Consider the following 17294-nt stretch of genomic DNA (forward strand, 5'->3'; position numbering starts at 1 on the left):
CTTTCTTCCGCCCGGGGGTGCCTGACCCACAACGGCCCGCCCGGGGGGGGGGGGCCGCGGCGGCGGCGAGGGGCGGGCCGCGGCCCGCCCGTCGCCAGACAGCCGAAGGCGCGCGGGCGGTGTGCCAGGCCGGTGGCGTGGCGTGGCGGCTGGGCAAGCCGGCGGCGTGGCGGGCCGGCTGGGCAGGCCGGCGGCACGGCGGGCGCTATCGGCGGGCGACGGCCTCGAGGACGGTCTCGACGCGGGCGGCGACCTCGTCGGGGGTACCGGAGCCGTCGACGGTCCGCAGGAGACCGGCGGCGGCGTAGTAGGCGCGCAGCGGGGCGGTGCGTTCCGCGAAGACCTTGAGCCGGCGGCGCGCGGTCTCCTCGTCGTCGTCGAGCCGGTCCTCGGACTGGGCGCGCTGGTTGATCCGCGCGAGGACGGTGGACTCGTCGACATCGAGGTCGAGCACCACGCTCAGGGCGCAGCCAGCGGTCGCGAACCGGGCGTCGAACGCCTCGGCCTGCGCCAGCGTGCGCGGGAAGCCGTCGAGCAGGAATCCCTGGCACACGTCCGCGGCCGGGGCCGCGGTCAGCGTGTCGGTCGCCCGCCACGACGCCGAGGCGCCCGCCGCGCCGGCCGCGGCGACGGCCGCGGTCTGCGGCACGTGGTCGAGCACAGCGGGGGCGCTGGGGCCGAACAGGCGGTCGGCGACGAGGTCGAGAACCAGCCCGTCGGGAACGAGCTCGCCCGCGCGCACGAACTCCTCGGCACGGCGGCCGAGTGGAGACCCGGCGGCAATCTCGGCGTCAAGCAGGCGACCAGTGGATATCGCGGGGATGCCGTAACGGGAGCTGATCCGCGCGGCCTGCGTGCCCTTACCAGAGCCCGGAGGTCCGAGCAGCACGACTCTCACCGAATGGACGCTACCGCGCACAAAACCCCCAGGAGGCTGGATGACCTGTTAGAAACCCGACCCACGCATCGGAAGGCTGCGGGAATAACCAAGCCCCAGCGAGTACCAACGCCTTGCCGGGGCCCGGGCAGCGTATCCGCCAGCGTCGCGATGCGTCTACCCGCTCAGAACGGTGTGGCACACCGCGATCTTCCGGCCGCCTTCCCGCCGCGAGCCGGTTCACATCACGCTCCGCGCCGGATCATCGATCGACACGGAAACCTACCCACAGGTAATCGGCCGATACCGGGACGAAAATGCCATTCTCGATTCGGTAAATGCGACTCTACCGGGCCAAAACGCGATCGAGGGCCGTGTCCAAGAACACGGCCCTCGATCATGAGAGCGTCCCCGCCGGGACCGTCGAGCGAGCCCGCGCGCGAGGCGCCGCTCACTCCCCCGGTGACAGCCGCCGGCCGGCCGGCGCCGCTATCGGCGGGTCGGGGTGATCGGGTCCGGCAGGTCGGTGGTGCCGGCGAGGTAGCGGTCGGCGGCCGCGGCCGCCGACCGGCCCTCGGCGATCGCCCAGACGATCAGCGACTGGCCGCGGCCCATGTCACCGGCGACGAACACACCGGGAACCGACGTCTGCCAGCCGGCGTCGCGGGCCACGTTGCCGCGGGCGTCCAGCTCGACGCCGAGGCCGTCGAGCAGGCCAGCCCGCTCGGGGCCGACGAAACCCATCGCGAGCAGCACCAGCTCGCAGGGCAGCTCGGTCTCGGTGCCCTCGACCTTCTGGAACTTCCCGCCGACCATCTCGACCTCGTACATGCGCAGCGCGCGCAGCCGACCCTCGTCGTCCCCGAGGAAGCACTCGGTGGACACCGCGTAGACCCGCTCGCCGCCCTCCTCGTGCGCCGAGGTGACCCGGTAGAGCATCGGGTACGTCGGCCACGGCGCCGAGGTCGGCCGGGACTCCGGTGGGCGCGGCATGATCTCCAGCTGGTGCACGGAGACCGCGCCCTGCCGGTGTGCCGTGCCCAGGCAGTCGGCGCCGGTGTCGCCGCCGCCGATCACCACGACCCGCTTGCCCGCCGCGGTGATCGGCGGCTCCGCCAGGTCGCCCTCCTGGACCTTGTTCGCCAGCGGCAGGTAGTCCATCGCGAAGTGGACGCCGGACAGCTCCCGGCCGGGCACCGGCAGGTCGCGCCCGACGGTCGACCCGCCGGCGAGCACCACCGCGTCGTACGTCGCGCGCAGCTCGTCGGCGCTGATGTCGACGCCGACATTGCACGAGGCGACGAACCTGGTCCCCTCGGCCTCCATCTGCGCCAGGCGCCGGTTGAGGACCGCCTTCTCCATCTTGAACTCGGGGATGCCGTAGCGGAGCAGGCCACCGATCCGGTCGGCCCGCTCGTACACGGTCACGTCGTGCCCGGCGCGGGTCAGCTGCTGGGCGGCGGCGAGCCCGGCGGGGCCCGAGCCGACGACGGCGACCTTCTTGCCGCTGCGCGCCGACGGCGGCACCGGGACCAGCCCCTGGTCCGCGATCGCGCGGTCGATGATGGTGACCTCGATCTGCTTGATGGTCACCGGGTCGTCGGCGATCCCGAGCACGCAGGCGGCCTCACACGGCGCGGGGCACAACCGGCCCGTGAACTCCGGGAAGTTGTTCGTCGCGTGCAGCCGGTCGATCGCGTCGGACCACTCGTCCCGGCGGGCGAGATCGTTCCATTCCGGAATCAGGTTGCCCAGCGGGCAGCCGTTGTGGCAGAACGGGATGCCGCAATCCATGCACCGCGCCGCCTGCGAGGTCAGCGCGGGCGCGGGAAACTGCTCGTACACCTCCCGCCAGTCCTGGATCCGCACATCCACGGGCCGGCGCGCCGGCAGCTCCCGCCGGTGCCGGAGGAACCCAGTCGGGTCAGCCATGCCGCTCCTTATTTCTGGTTCGCTTCGTCCGGGCAGCGCGCTCCGGCCTCGTGCTCGCTTCGCTCCCACGAGACCTCCACGCGCTGTCCTCCTACGCTCACGGGCGCTCCGGCGACCTCCGCTGCGGCCCCTCCACTTCGCTTCGCTCGTGGAGGGGCCTCCGCGCAGGTGCGCCTCCGCGCCCAGCTCAATCACCGGATCCTGAACGTTCCCACCAGAGCCACCCCCACGGGTCCGCACCTCGCTTCGCTCGCGGAAGGAGCCTCCGCGGAGGCGCGCCTCCGCGCCCAGCTCAGTCACCGGATCCTGAACGTCCCACCAGAGCCACCCTCACGAGTCCGCACCTCGCTTCGCTCGTGGAGGGGGCTCCGCGCCCAGCCCGACTACCTGATCTTTAACCTTCCCCGCCTGGGTTTCTCTTGCCCGGTGGGGTTCCGCTCAACTACGTCAGCCGCGGGCCAGTGCCATGATCAGCTCGTCGGCGGGGACGCCCTGCTCCTTGGCCTGCGCCATCGCGGTCAGCACCCGCTTGTAGTCGCGGGGCATGACCCTGACGAACTTGGCCTGCTCGTCCGCCCAGCTGGCCAGCAGGCCGGCGGCGACCGCCGAACCGGTCTCCCTGCGGTGCCGGGCGAGCAGGTCCTCGACCGTCTTGAGGTCGCCGGCGTCGAGCGGTTCCACGTCGACCATCCCGGTGTTGATCCGCGCGACCACCGGGTCGTACAGGTACGCGACGCCACCGCTCATGCCGGCCGCGAAGTTGCGGCCGATCTGCCCGAGCACGAGGACGGTGCCGCCGGTCATGTACTCGCAGCCGTGGTCTCCGACACCCTCGACGACGGCGGTCGCCCCCGAGTTGCGGACGCAGAACCGCTCGCCGACGACGCCGCGGAAGAACGCCTCACCCGCCGTGGCGCCATAGAGCAGCACGTTGCCGGCGATGATGTTCTCCTCGGCGCGCAGCGGCGCCTCCTTCGGCGGGAAGACGATGATCCGTCCGCCCGAAAGGCCCTTGCCCGTGTAGTCGTTGGCGTCGCCTTCCAGGGTGAGGGTGAGGCCGCGCGGGACGAACGCGCCGAAGCTCTGGCCGGCCGAACCGGTGAACCGCAGCGAGATCGTGTCGTCCGGCAGGCCCACCGCGCCGTAGCGGCGGGTGACCTCGTAGCCGAGCATGGTGCCGACGGTCCGGTTGACGTTGCGGATCGGCATCTCCAGCCAGACAGGACGGCCGTCCTCCAGCGCGCCCTCGCACAGCTGGATGAGCGAGTTGTCGAGCGCCTTGTCGAGCCCGTGGTCCTGGCTCTCCGAGTTGTGCGGCGAGCCGCCGAAGGGGGTCTCCGGGGTGTGCAGCAGCGGGCTGATGTCCAGGCCCTCGGCCTTCCAGTGCTCGACGGCCGCGGCCGCGTCGAGCAGGTCGACCCGGCCGACGGCCTCCTCGAGCGTCCGGAAGCCCAGCCGCGCCAGGTGCTCGCGGACCTCCTCGGCGATGAACAGGAAGAAGTTCTCGACGAACTCGGGCTTGCCGGCGAACCGTTCGCGCAGCGCCGGGTTCTGGGTCGCCACGCCCACGGGACAGGTGTCGAGGTGGCAGACCCGCATCATCACGCAGCCGGCGACCACCAGCGGCGCGGTCGCGAAGCCGAACTCCTCGGCGCCGAGCAGCGCTCCGATGACGACGTCGCGGCCGGTCTTGATCTGGCCGTCGACCTGCACGACGATCCGGTCGCGCAGGCCGTTGAGCAGCAGCGTCTGCTGGGTCTCGGCTAGGCCGAGCTCCCACGGGGCGCCCGCGTGCTTGAGCGACGTCAGCGGCGAGGCGCCGGTGCCGCCGTCGTGGCCGGAGATCAGCACGACGTCGGCGTGCGCCTTGGAGACGCCAGCGGCGACGGTGCCGACGCCCACCTCGGCGACCAGCTTGACGTGCACCCGCGCCTTCGGGTTGGCGTTCTTCAGGTCGTGGATGAGCTGGGCGAGGTCCTCGATCGAGTAGATGTCGTGGTGCGGCGGCGGCGAGATCAGCCCGACGCCCGGTGTCGAGTGCCGGGTCTTGGCGATCCACGGGTAGACCTTGTGGCCGGGCAGCTGACCGCCCTCGCCGGGCTTGGCGCCCTGCGCCATCTTGATCTGCAGGTCGTCGGCGTTCACGAGGTACTCGCTGGTCACCCCGAACCGGCCGCTGGCCACCTGCTTGACCGCCGAGCGGCGCAGGTCGCCGTTCGCGTCCGGAACGAAGCGCTCGGCGTCCTCGCCGCCCTCACCGGTGTTCGACTTGCCGCCGAGCCGGTTCATCGCGATCGCCAGCGTCTCGTGTGCCTCGGCGCTGATCGAGCCGTAGGACATGGCGCCGGTGGCGAACCGCTTGACGATCTCCGAGACCGGCTCGACCTGCTCGATCGGGATCGGCACGCGCAGGCCGGCCCGCAGCTCGAACAGGCCGCGCAGGGTGGCGTTGCGCTTCGACAGCTCGTCGACCTTGGCCGTGTACTCCTTGAACACCTCGTACTGCCGGCTCCTGGTGGCGTGCTGCAGCAGGAACACCGTCTCCGGGTTGAACAGGTGCAGCTCGCCCTCGCGGCGCCACTGGTACTCGCCGCCGGTCTCCAGGACGCGGTGCGCGAGCTCGGTCGGCACCCGCGGGTAGGCCCGGCGATGCCGGGCGGCGACCTCGTCGGCGAGCACCTCGAGGCCGACCCCCTCCAGGCGCGACGGGGTGCCGGTGAAGTACCTGGCGACCAGGTCGGAGCGCAGGCCGATCGCCTCGAACACCTGCGCGCCGGTGTAGCTGGCGATGGTCGAGATGCCCATCTTGGACATGACCTTCAGGACGCCCTTGCCGAGCGCCTTGATCAGGTTCTTCTCCGCCTTCTCCGGGGTCAGCCCCTCGATCTCGCCACGGACGATCAGGTCCTCGACCGACTCGAAGGCGAGGTACGGGTTCACCGCCGAGCAGCCGTAGCCGGCGAGCAGCGCGATGTGGTGCACCTCGCGGGCGTCGCCGCTCTCGACGATCAGGCCGACCTTGGTCCGGGTCTTCTCCCGGATCAGGTGGTGGTGCACGGCCGCGGTGAGCAGCAGCGACGGGATCGGGGCGAGCCGCTCGCTGGAGTCGCGGTCGGAGAGCACGACGATGCGGGCCCCGTCCGCGATCGCCGCGCTCACCCCGGCGCAGATCTCCTCGATCCGGGCCGCGAGCGCCGCGCCGCCGCCGGCGACCTCGTAGAGGCCGCGGACGGTGACGGAGGCGAAGCCGGGCATGTCCCCGTCGTCGTTGACACCGATGATCTTCGCCAGGTCGGTGTTGCTGATCACCGGGAAGGGCAGGTGGACCATCCGGCACGAGGCAGGGCCCGGGTCGAGCAGGTTGCCCTCGGGGCCGAGGTAGTGGCCGAGGCTGGTGACCAGCTCCTCGCGGATGGCGTCCAGCGGCGGGTTGGTGACCTGGGCGAACAGCTGCTGGAAGTAGTCGAACAGCAGGCGGGGCCGCTCGGAGAGCACGGCGACCGGGGTGTCGGTACCCATCGAGCCGATCGGCTCGGCGCCGTCGCGCGCCATCGGCGCGACGATGATCCGCAGCTCCTCCTCGGTGTAGCCGAAGACCTGCTGGCGGCGGGTGACGGACTCGTGGCTGTAGACGACGCGCTCACGGGCGGGCAGGTCGTCCAGCTCGATCACCCCGGCGTGCAGCCACTCCTCGTAGGGCGCGGCGGCGGCCAGCTCGGCCTTGATCTCGTCGTCGCTGACGATCCGGCCCTTCGCGGTGTCGACGAGGAACATCCGGCCCGGCTGGAGCCGGCCCTTCTGGATCACCCGGTGCGGCGGGATGTCGAGCACGCCGACCTCGGAGGCCATCACGACCAGCCCGTCGTCGGTGACCCAGTAGCGCGACGGGCGCAGGCCGTTGCGGTCGAGCACCGCGCCCATCAGCGTGCCGTCGGTGAAGGCGATCGACGCCGGGCCGTCCCACGGCTCCATCAGCGCCGCGTGGAACTCGTAGAAGGCCCGCCGCTTCGGGTCCATCTCCTCGTGGTTCTCCCAGGCCTCCGGGATCATCATGAGGATGGCGTGCGGCAGGCTGCGCCCGCTCAGGTGCAGCAGTTCGAGGACCTCGTCGAAGCTGGCCGAGTCGCTGGCGTCGTCGGCGCAGATCGGGAACAGCCGGGCCAGGTCGCCGTCGATCAGGTCGCTGGCCAGCAGCGCCTCGCGGGCGCGCATCCAGTTCCGGTTGCCGCGAACGGTGTTGATCTCACCGTTGTGCGCGATCAGGCGGTACGGGTGCGCCAGCGGCCAGCTCGGGAAGGTGTTCGTCGAGAACCGGCTGTGCACCAGCGCGATGGCGCTCGCCAGGCGCGGGTCGTCGAGGTCCGGGAAGTAGGCCGACAGCTGGTGGGTGGTCAGCATCCCCTTGTAGACGAGCGTGCGCGCGGACAGCGACGGGAGGTAGACACCGGTCTCCCGCTCGATCCGCTTGCGCAGGCAGAACGCCCGCCGCTCCAGCGCCAGCGCGTCGAAGCCGTCGCCGGCGGCCACCTCCACCGGCGCGCCGACCGCCGAGCCCACCGGGGTGCCCGGCAGGGTCACGAACAGCTGACGCATTCGGGGCTCGACCTCGCGCGCCGCGTGGCCCACGATGTGGCTGACGACCGGCACCTCCCGCCAGCCGAGCACCCGCAGGCCCTCCTGCCGGGCGAGGCGGGCGATGGTCCGGACCGCCTCGTCCCGGTCACCAGCCACCTGCGGAAGGAACGCGATGCCCACGGCGTACCGGCCGGGCGCCGGCAGCGGGAAGCCCGCCACGTCGCGCAGGAACGCGTCCGGGACCTGGAGCAGGATGCCCGCGCCGTCGCCCGTGTCCGGGTCGCTACCCGATGCTCCCCGATGGTCGAGGTTGCGCAGTACGGTGAGGGCCTGATCGACCAGCTCATGGCTCCGCCGCCCGTGCACGTCAACGACGAAACCGACACCACAGGCGTCGTGCTCGAAGGAGGGGTCGTAGAGACCTTGCGTAGTCGGCATCCGGAGGTGTCCTGTCCGTCTTCAGGGCCTGAAGGGGTGCGGACGACGCTGTCCGGGATGAGCGCAGACGGCGGGTAGGCGGCACCGGTGCCTCGCACCGGTGCCATGGCACAGCGCCCTCGGACCCAGGGCGCCCGGTACCGTGAGCCGGCACCGAGTGGACTAGAACCGAGGCAGCTGGGACAGGGCGCGGTGAGCCAGCGGCGTCATGCGCTCCAACGAGTGTGCCATGCCCCCGCCCGATTCGCTGAGATCATCAGTGTCCGGCAGGTCACATAAATGTGACAGTTGTGTTCCAAGCACGCTAGTTCTACGCTTGCTGGCTTAGTTGGTGTGTTGCCGTTCCGACAACCAGGCTTCCGATCAACGGCCGGCGAACTCCAGGCTAACCCCGGCCCGATCGGCCCGCGCGCCGGCCAGACCGCGGCTCGCGGCCGCGCCGACCGGGATCAGCCGGCGACGCCGCCGACGAGGACGCCCACGAGGTAGGTGGCGCCGGCCGACAGCGCGCCCAGCGCGAGCTGCCGGGCACCGGACAGCAGCGGGGAACGGCCGGTGAACCGGCTCACCAGCACCCCGACGGCGAACAGCGCCACACCGGCCAACACCGCGCTGACCAGGAAGTTCTCGGCGCCGAACAGGTACGGCAGCACCGGTATCAACGCGCCGAGGGCAAACGCGACGAACGACGCCCCGGCGGCGAGCGGCGCGCTCGGCAACCGGCCCGGCGTCACCCCCAGCTCCTCCTGGCTGTGCACCGCCAGCGCGATCTCGGGGTTGACGTGCAGCTGGCGGGCCAGCGCGGCGGCGAGCGCCGGGTCGACCCCCTTCCGGGCGTACATCGCGGCCAGTTCCCGGAGTTCGGCCGCCGGGAACTCCGAAAGCGCGCGCCGTTCCACCTCGATTTCGGCCGTCGTCGCCTCGTTCTGCGACCTGACCGAGGTGTACTCCCCCGTCGCCATCGAGAACGCGCCGGAAGCGAGACCGGCCAGGCCCGCGAGAACCACCGTGGACCTCGACGCCGAGCCGCCGGCGAACCCGGACAGCAGCGCGACATTGCTGACCAGCCCGTCCATCACCCCGAACACCGCGGGCCGCAGCCAACCGCCTGAGACGTCGCGATGCCCGTGCCGGTGCCAGGCCGCGGCCTCGCCCCGCGCGAGTGGCCGGAGATCGGGACGCCTGGCGTCAGGCATCGCGACGGGTGCCCCCCGCGGGGTCGTCACCACCCCGCGTGGCTCCCGCCGTCCCCGGCTTGTCGAGACCGACGCGCCCGCTCACGGCGCCCGCCGCGACCACGGTCGCCTCGGGGTCGGCCGGAGCCGTGGCCGGGCCCCCCGCGACCGCGGCCGGCGCGTCCCCGTCCTTCTTGAGCTTGGTCGTCGCGTCCGCGGCGGTGTCCTTGGACGGGTCCGCGGTGTCCTTCGACGGGTCCGTGGGCTTGGGCGGGTCCGTGGGCGTCGTGCCCGCGGGCGTCGCCTGGTCCTTCGCCGGGTCCTTGGCCAGGTCCGAGGCGGCCGCCTCCGCGGCGGGTGCCTCCTTGGCCGACGCGTCCTTGGCCGGCGCGCCCGCGGGAGACGAGGCGGCGTCGCCCGCGGCGGAGGACGCCGAAGGGACCGCGGCGGCGGCCGGCTTGGCCGGCGCGTCGACCGGCTTGCGCAGGAGAAGGAAGGTCACCAGCGCGGCGACGAACACCACGGCGCTGACCCAGTCGTTGAGCCGCAGGCCGGCGATGTGCTCGGCGTCGTCGATCCGCAGCGCCTCGATCCACGCCCGGCCGGCCGTGTACAGCATGATGTAGAGCAGCAGCAACCGGCCCCGGCCGAGCCGGCGGCGCCGGTCGACGACGAGCAGCACCGCCGCGATGCCCAGGCACCACAGCGACTCGTACAGGAACGTCGGGTGGAACGTGGCGTAGTCGAGGTACTCGGCGGGCCGGTGCTCCGCGTCGATCTCGAGCGCCCATGGCAGCGTGCTGGGCCGGCCGAACAGCTCCTGGTTGAACCAGTTGCCCCAACGGCCGATCGCCTGCGCGAGCACGAGGCCCGGCGCGGCGGCGTCGGCGAACAGCAGGAACGAGGCCTTGGCGCGGCGGCAGGCGATCCAGACACCGAGCGCGCCGCCGGCCACGGCGCCCCAGATCGCCAGGCCGCCGTTCCAGATCTTCAGCGTGTCGGCCAGGTTGCCGTCAGCCCCGAAGTACGCGTCGGGACTGCTGACGACGTGGTAGAGCCGGGCACCGACGATGCCGAACAGCACCGCCCACACGCCGGCGTCGCCGGCGAGGCTCGGGTCCGCGCCGCGGGCGCTCAGCCGCCGGCCGGTCAGCCAGACCGCGACCACTACCCCTATGATGATCATGAAGGCATAGGCCCGCAGCGGCAGCGGACCGAGGTGGATGACGCCTTGGGACGGGCTGGGAATCGCGGCTAGGACCACGGCGCAAGGCTACCCAGCGAGGCCGCGCCGTCGTCCAGCAGACCCGGCACAAAAGTTGCCAGCGAAGATACTTCCGCCCGCTTCGCCCACGGCGGCGGCCGTCAGCTCGTCGCGGCGGCGGGCGCGGGAGCCGCGCGCACGCCGGCGGCGAGGTCGGCCGCGAGCACGCGGATCGCCGCGAGGCCCGCCTCCCGGCCGGTGCCCGCGCGCTCCGCCTCGAGCAGCGCGGCGACCAGCGCGGAACCGACGATCACGCCGTCGGCGAAGGCGGCGACGGTCGCCGCCTGGCCACCGTCGCGCACGCCCAGCCCGACCGCCACCGGCAGGTCGGTGACCGCCCGCACCCGCTCCACCAGGCCTTCGGCCGCGGCGCCGACCGACTGGCGCGCGCCGGTCACGCCCATGAGCGAGGCGGCGTACACGAAGCCGCCGGTGATGCTGGTCACCAGCCGGATCCGCTCGTCGGTCGAGCTCGGCGCGACCAGGAACACCGGGTCGAGCCCGTGTGCCCCCGCGGCGTCCAGCCACGGGCCGGCCTCCTCCGGCGGCAGGTCCGGAGTGATCACCCCGGCGCCGCCCGCGGCGGCGAGATCGGCGGCGAACCGCTCGACGCCGTGGCGTTCCACTGGGTTCCAGTAGGTCATCACCAGCGTCGGGGCGCCCGTGTCGGCGACCGCCTCGACCGTGCGCAGCACGTCGGCGGTGCTGACGCCGCCGCGCAGCGCGGCGTCGGCGGCGTCCTGGATCACCGGCCCGTCCATCGTCGGGTCGGAGTACGGCAGGCCGACCTCGACGACGTCCACCCCGGCCTCGACCATGGCGCGCATCGCGGCGATCGCGCCGTCGACCGTCGGGTAGCCGGCCGGCAGGTAGCCGACCAGGACCGAGCGGCCCTCCTTGCGCGCGGCCGCGAAGCTGTCCGCGAGCCGCCCGCGCGTGCCCTGTACGACCACCTGCTGTCCGTCTCCCGGCCGGGCTCCGGCCGTCCATCCGCGTGTGTGTTCTGGTGGGTGAGCCTGTCCGGCCGGCCCGTTTTGTATCGGCGATGTAAACGATGGATTTCGTGAGACAAAACCCGTCATCTGGCCGTTACGGCCCGCCCGACGGGGCTGGCCGGGCCGTCAGCCCGCTTCGCCGTCCGCGGGCGCGTCGAGCAGGTCGAACCAGCGGGCGGCGGTGTCGACGTCCTTGTCGCCGCGGCCGGAGCAGTTGACCAGGATGGTCGCCTCCGGCCCCAGCTCACGGGCGACCTCGAAGGCGCCGGCGAACGCGTGCGCGCTCTCGATCGCGACCAAGATCCCCTCGGTCCTCGCGACCAGCGCCAGGGCGTCCATCGCGGCCGTGTCGTCGACCACGCGGTAGGTGGCCCGCCCCGTGTCGTGCAGCCAGGCATGTTCCGGCCCGATGCCCGGGTAGTCCAGGCCCGCGGAGATCGAGTGCGAGACCTTCGTCTGCCCGTCGTCGTCCTGCAGGAAGTACGAGCGCATGCCGTGCAGCACGCCGGAGGAGCCGCCGGCGATCGCGGCCGCGTGCCTGCCGGTGGCCAGGCCGTCGCCGCCCGCCTCGCAGCCGATCAGCGCCACGGAGGTATCCGGGATGAACCGGTGGAAGATGCCCATCGCGTTCGAACCGCCACCGACACAGGCGACCACCGCGTCGGGCAGCTTCCCGGTCAGCGCCAGGACCTGCTCGCGCGCCTCCACGCCGATGATCCGCTGGAAGTCGCGGACGAGCATCGGGAACGGGTGTGGGCCCATCACCGAGCCGATGCAGTAGTGGGTGCGCTCGACCGTGGCGACCCAGTCGCGCAGCGCCTCGTTGATCGCGTCCTTCAGGGTCCGGCTGCCGGACGCCACCGGGACGACCTCGGCGCCGAGCAGCCGCATCCGGGCGACGTTGAGCGCCTGGCGCCGGGTGTCCTCCTCGCCCATGTAGACCACGCACTCGAGGCCTAGCAGCGCGCAGGCGGTCGCGGTGGCGACGCCGTGCTGGCCGGCCCCGGTCTCGGCGATCACCCGCGTCTTGCCCATGCGCTTCGTCAGCAGGCACTGCCCGAGGACATTGTTGATCTTGTGTGAGCCGGTGTGCGCGAGATCCTCGCGCTTGAGCAGCAGCCGGGCGCCGCCGATGTGCTCGGTGAGCCGGCGGGCCTCGGTGACCGGGGTGGGCCGGCCGGCGTAGCTGGCGAGCAGCCCGTCCAGCTCGGCGACGAACGCCGGGTCGGCGATGGCCTCCGCGTAGGCGGCGGTCAGCTCGTCGAGCGCCGCCATCAGCGCCTCCGGCACGAACCGCCCGCCGAACCGGCCGAAGTGCCCGAGCTCGGTCGGCACACTCGCCCAGTCGCCGGCCCCGGGCGTCGCGGCAAGGGCGGGTGGGACAACGGTGCCGGTGGATCCGGCGCTACGAGCGCTCACGGCCCCGACTCTATCGGCAACCGCCAGCGGTTTTACCGGTCCAGGTCCGGGTGGGAGCACAGCGAAAGATCAGGCAGACGTTCAACTCGCGCTGCGCCCCAGCGGCGCGGTGGAGCGCCGCGCCGGACGGAGCGGACCCAGAAAACCCCTCACGCTGGGACTGCACCCCAGCGACGCGGAGGCGCACCGCGCCCGGACGGAGCGGACCCAGAAAAACCCTGACGCTGGGACTGCGCCCCAGCGCCGCGGAGGCACGCCGCGCCCGGACGGAGCGGACCCAGAAAAACCCTGACGCTGGGACTGCACCCCAGCGCCGCGGAGGCACGCCGCGCCCGGACGGAGCGGACCCAGAAAAACCCTGACGCTGGGACTGCGCCCCAGCGCCGCGGAGGCGCGCCTCCGCGGAGGCCCTCCTCCGAGCGAAGCGATGGAGGGGGGCCGCAGCGGAGGTCGCCGGAGCGCACGTGAGCGGAGGAGGACGCGGCGCGGAGGTCCCTTGGGAGCGAAGCGAGCAAGGGGCCGGAGCGCCGCGCCCGGACGGAGCGAACCAGAAAACTCAGCGGCCGACCTTGGTGGCCGGGTGGGCGCCGGCGGCGACCAGGTCGGCGACCGTCTGGCGGGGGTCGGGGCCGCTGACCGCCGCCTCGCCGACGAGCACCGCGTCGGCGCCGGCCTCCGCGTAGCCGAGCAGGTCGTGCGGCCCGCGGATGCCGGACTCCGCGACTTTCAGGATGCCGGCCGGCACCAGCGGCGCCAGCCGGGCGAAGGTCTCCGGCTTGACCTGGAGGGTCTTCAGGTCGCGGGCGTTCACCCCGATGAGCTTGGCGCCGGCGTCGAGCGCCCGCTCGGTCTCCTCCTCGTCGTGCACCTCGACCAGCGCGGTCATCCCGAGCGACTCGGCGCGCTCCAGGAGGCCGACGAGCCTCGGCTGCTCGAGCGCCGCGACGATCAGCAGCACGAGGTCGGCGCCGTGGGCGCGCGCCTCGAAGATCTGGTATGGGGAGACGATGAAGTCCTTGCGCAGGACGGGCACGTCGACGGCTACGCGGACGGCGTCCAGGTCGGCCAGTGACCCGCCGAACCGGCGCCGCTCCGTGAGCACGCTGACGGCGGCGGCGCCGGCCGCCTCGTAGAGGCCGGCCAGGGCACCCGGATCCGGGATGCCCGCCAGCTCCCCCTTGGACGGGCTGCGCCGCTTCACCTCGGCGATTACCGCCACCCGGCGGGCGCGCAGCACCGCCAGCGCGTCACGGGGGTCCGGCACTCGCTCGACACGCTGTTTGAGCACGTCAAGGGGGGTACGGGACTCGCGTTCGGCCAGGTCGACACGGACACCGGCGATGATGTCGTCAAGGACGGTCACAGCCCGGCTCCTGTGGCTCTCGCTGCCATGGGGCCGATGGTAGGCCCCGTCTCAAAGAACGCACATGACCCCCCACGGCCGCACCAACCCGCTCACTGTAAGTAGTTGCCGGTTGGTTGTCCGGACGGGATCGATCGGCGCGATCAACGGCCAAACAGCCCATATCCAGCAAGGAGCCAGCGTCCCCACACTACACAGCGTGGTTGTCTCTTTGTTGCCCGTCGGCGCCGCCGGGCGCGCCCGGCATCCGCTCGGCCACGCGATGGCGCATCATCCGGCGCGCCATCGCGTTCACCACCGGGCTACCCGGCGGCGAGGGGGCTAAGCCGGTGCTAGGCGGTGGGATCCGTGGGATCGTGGCCACGCTCGATGGCGTCCCAGTCGTCCAGCGGGCGCCGGGACCTGGTCTGGTAACGGCCCCCCATCGCGGGCCAGCGCCCGCCGAACGCGACCGCCAGCGCGCCAGCGCCCAGCAGGACGAGCCCACCGAGCAGGACGGCGACGGGCGCGGCCGTAAGCGTGGCCGAGTCCGTCAGCCTCGGCTGGCCGCTCGGGGCCAGCTCGGACGCCTGGCGCGCCCGCAGCGCCGCCGCGTCCGGGTCGGCGACCACGCGGGCCGCCAGCACGAGCACGCCGACACCCGCCGCGGCGACCAGCGTCCCGACGACCCGCCGGCCGGCGCCCCGGGTGGCCACCAGCGCGACCACCGCGGCCAGGCCCAGCAGGCCGAGCGCGCTCACCGCCGGGGCGAGGTCGCCGCCGGACAGGCTCACCCTCAGCGAGGCGGCCCCCACCCCGCCGACGGCCGTCGCCGCGTCGGCGACCTCGGCGCGCACCCACGTCGCCGAGTTCGCGAACAGCACCAGAGCCGCCCCCACCAGGCAGCCGACGACCGCGGTCCCCAGCCCTGACCGCCCCGCGAGCCGACGGGTCAGCGAGCCGCCGGCCCGCGGATGCACGCGCATCGGCACGTTCGTCCGGCCGGTCGGCTCCACGCCGCCGTCCGGCCCGGCGCCGGTGTCCGCGCCGGTGTCCATGTCTGTGTCGTTTCTCATGTGCTCGTCCTTCACCCCGGTGGGCGCAGGGTCTCGGCGATCTCGATCGCGCGCAGAACGGCGGCGGCCTTGGTACGGGACTCGCGGTCCTCCGAGTCCGGGTCGGAGTCGGCGACGACGCCGGCGCCGGCCTGCACGTACGCGACGCCGTCCCGGACCAGCGCGGTGCGGATCGCGATCGCGGTGTCCAGGTCGCCACCGAAGTCCAGGTAGCCGACGACGCCGCCGTACAGGCCACGCCGGGTCGGCTCCAGCTCGTCGATGACCTCCATCGCCCGCACCTTTGGCGCGCCGGACAGCGTGCCGGCGGGGAAGGTCGCGGCCAGCACGTCGATGGCGCTGTGGTCCGGCGAGACCTCGCCGATGACCGTCGACACGATGTGCATGATGTGCGAGTAACGCTCGACCGCGGCGAACTCGACGACCCGCACCGTTCCGGGCACGCAGACCCGGCCCAGGTCGTTGCGGACCAGGTCGACGAGCATGACGTGCTCGGCCCGCTCCTTGGGGTCGGCGAGCAGCTCGGCGGCGAGCGCCGCGTCCGCCTCCGGCGTCTGGCCGCGCGGGCGGCTGCCGGCGATCGGATGCAGCAGGGCGCGGTCTCCCGTGACCTTGACGTGCGCCTCCGGCGAGGTGCCGACGACGTCGAAGTCGCCGAAGCGCAGCAGGTACATGTAAGGGCTCGGGTTGGACGCCCGCAGCACCCGGTAGATGTCCAGCGCGTCGGCGGTGGTCGCCCGCTCGAACCGCTGGGACACCACGATCTGGAAGCACTCGCCGGCGCGGATCTCCTCGATCGAGCGCTCGACGGCGTTCTGGAACTGCCCTGGCGCCATCGCGGAGACGAAGCGGGAGACGTCGAGCGGCGGCACCGCCTGGGTGGCGGCGACGGTCGGCTCGGACCACTTGTGCAGCTCGGCGGTCATCACGTCGAGCCGGCCCACCGCGTCGTCGTACGCCGCGTCGAGCGCGGCCTCGTCGAGCACCGTCTGGTCGACCGCCGGCTGCCCGTCCGCGGCGCCGCGCGCGCGGGTGAAGACGTTGGCCACCAGCAGGCAGGACCCGTCGGCGTGGTCGAGCACCGCGAGGTCGGTGCACAGCAGCAGGCGCAGCTCGGGCGTGCCCAGGTCGTCGACGGCGTACTCCGGCAGCCGTTCGATCCGGCGCACGAAGTCGTAGGAGAGGTAGCCGACCAGGCCGCCCATCAGCGGCGGCGTGCCAGGCAGCCGGGGCGCCCGCAGCGCCCGTTCCACGGCGCGCAGCACCGCCAGCGGGTCGCCGCCGGCCGGCACCCCGGGCGGCGGCTCGCCGCCGGTCCAGCGAGCCTCGCCGTCGGCCCCGGTGAGGGTGGCGGCGGCGCGCACCCCGATGATCGAGTATCGGGAGCGCGTCCCGCTGTGCTCGGCGGACTCCAGCAGGAACGTGCCCGGACCGCCGCCCAGCTTGCGGTAGACGCCGACCGGCGTCTCGCCGTCGGCGAGCAGCCGGCGGGTCACCGGCACGACGGCGTGGCCGGCGGCGAGCACGCGGAACTCGTCGCGGCTCGGGTGGATCTCACCGGTCGTCATCGGAGTCTCCCGTGCGCGCGATCGACGCTGAGCGTGGGTCCTGGTCGGTGCCCGCCGCGCCCGGCGGCGGGGTGACGCCGGCCGGCGAGCCGAACGCCGACGGCAGCTCGCGGCCGTCGAAACAGCTCGACGAGCCGGTGTGGCAGGCGGGGCCGACCTGGTCGACCTGGACGAGCACCGTGTCGCCGTCGCAGTCGAGCGCGACGGAGCGCACCCACTGGACGTGGCCGGACGTGTCGCCCTTGACCCAGTACTCCCGCCGGCTGCGGCTCCAGTAGGTGGCCCGGCCGGTGGTCAGCGTCCGGTGCAGCGCCTCGTCGTCCATCCAGCCGACCATGAGGACCCGGCCGGTGTCGAACTGCTGGACGACGGCGGGGAACAGCCCGTAGGAGTCCCGCTTCAGCCGCTCGGCGAGAGCGGGATCAAGCCCGGACGAGGTCATGCTCACCCGGCCATTGTGCAGTGTTGATGGTTCGCTCCGTCCGGGCGGCGCGCTCCGGCCCCGTGCTCGCTTCGCTCCCACGGGACCTCCGCGCGCCGTCCTCCTCCGCTCACGTGCGCTCCGGCGACCTCCGCCGCGGCCCGACCACTTCGCTTCGCTCGTGGACGGGCCTCCGCGGAGGCGCGCCTGCG

At 73.0% G+C, this 17294-nt stretch carries 11 protein-coding genes; all 11 read right to left on the bottom strand.

What is annotated here, in order from left to right:
• Positions 1-205: 205 nt before the first annotated feature.
• Positions 206-898, bottom strand: a complete 693-nt coding sequence (locus I6A81_RS30850; RefSeq protein ID WP_203000605.1) for an adenylate kinase family protein — start codon at positions 896-898, stop codon at positions 206-208.
• Positions 899-1366: 468 nt separating this feature from the next.
• Positions 1367-2809: a glutamate synthase subunit beta gene (locus I6A81_RS30855; protein WP_203000604.1), complete on the bottom strand. Its 1443-nt coding sequence runs from the start codon at positions 2807-2809 to the stop codon at positions 1367-1369.
• Between the two features lie 447 nt (positions 2810-3256).
• The gene (gltB, locus tag I6A81_RS30860) at positions 3257-7822 is read right to left on the bottom strand and encodes a glutamate synthase large subunit (protein ID WP_203000603.1); all 4566 of its coding nucleotides are present in this window, start codon (positions 7820-7822) and stop codon (positions 3257-3259) included.
• 449 nt (positions 7823-8271) lie between these two features.
• Positions 8272-9018 (bottom strand): VIT1/CCC1 transporter family protein, encoded by a 747-nt coding sequence (locus I6A81_RS30865; protein ID WP_203000602.1) that lies wholly within the window; start codon positions 9016-9018, stop codon positions 8272-8274.
• Complete coding sequence (gene lgt / locus I6A81_RS30870) at positions 9011-10261, bottom strand: prolipoprotein diacylglyceryl transferase (RefSeq protein WP_203000601.1); 1251 nt, start codon at positions 10259-10261, stop codon at positions 9011-9013. Before lgt ends, I6A81_RS30865 begins: the two co-directional genes overlap by 8 nt.
• Positions 10262-10362: 101 nt before the next feature.
• Positions 10363-11214, bottom strand: coding sequence for a tryptophan synthase subunit alpha (trpA, locus tag I6A81_RS30875; protein WP_307875022.1), 852 nt, complete (start codon positions 11212-11214; stop codon positions 10363-10365).
• A gap of 168 nt (positions 11215-11382) precedes the next feature.
• Positions 11383-12675: a tryptophan synthase subunit beta gene (gene trpB, locus I6A81_RS30880; RefSeq protein WP_203000599.1), complete on the bottom strand. Its 1293-nt coding sequence runs from the start codon at positions 12673-12675 to the stop codon at positions 11383-11385.
• 556 nt (positions 12676-13231) lie between these two features.
• Entirely contained in the window at positions 13232-14038 is an 807-nt protein-coding gene (gene trpC, locus I6A81_RS30885) for an indole-3-glycerol phosphate synthase TrpC (RefSeq protein WP_203000314.1), read from the bottom strand.
• Between the two features lie 332 nt (positions 14039-14370).
• The gene (locus I6A81_RS30890; protein ID WP_238428339.1) at positions 14371-15093 is read right to left on the bottom strand and encodes a Trp biosynthesis-associated membrane protein; all 723 of its coding nucleotides are present in this window, start codon (positions 15091-15093) and stop codon (positions 14371-14373) included.
• Between the two features lie 11 nt (positions 15094-15104).
• Entirely contained in the window at positions 15105-16661 is a 1557-nt protein-coding gene (locus tag I6A81_RS30895) for an anthranilate synthase component I (RefSeq protein WP_203000312.1), read from the bottom strand.
• Positions 16648-17103: a phosphoribosyl-AMP cyclohydrolase gene (hisI, locus tag I6A81_RS30900; RefSeq protein WP_238428344.1), complete on the bottom strand. Its 456-nt coding sequence runs from the start codon at positions 17101-17103 to the stop codon at positions 16648-16650. The genes I6A81_RS30895 and hisI overlap by 14 nt, the downstream gene beginning before the upstream one ends.
• Positions 17104-17294: the final 191 nt, after the last annotated feature.

It is taken from the genome of Frankia nepalensis, assembly GCF_016786325.1.
Taxonomy (GTDB): Bacteria; Actinomycetota; Actinomycetes; order Frankiales; family Frankiaceae; genus Pseudofrankia; species Pseudofrankia nepalensis.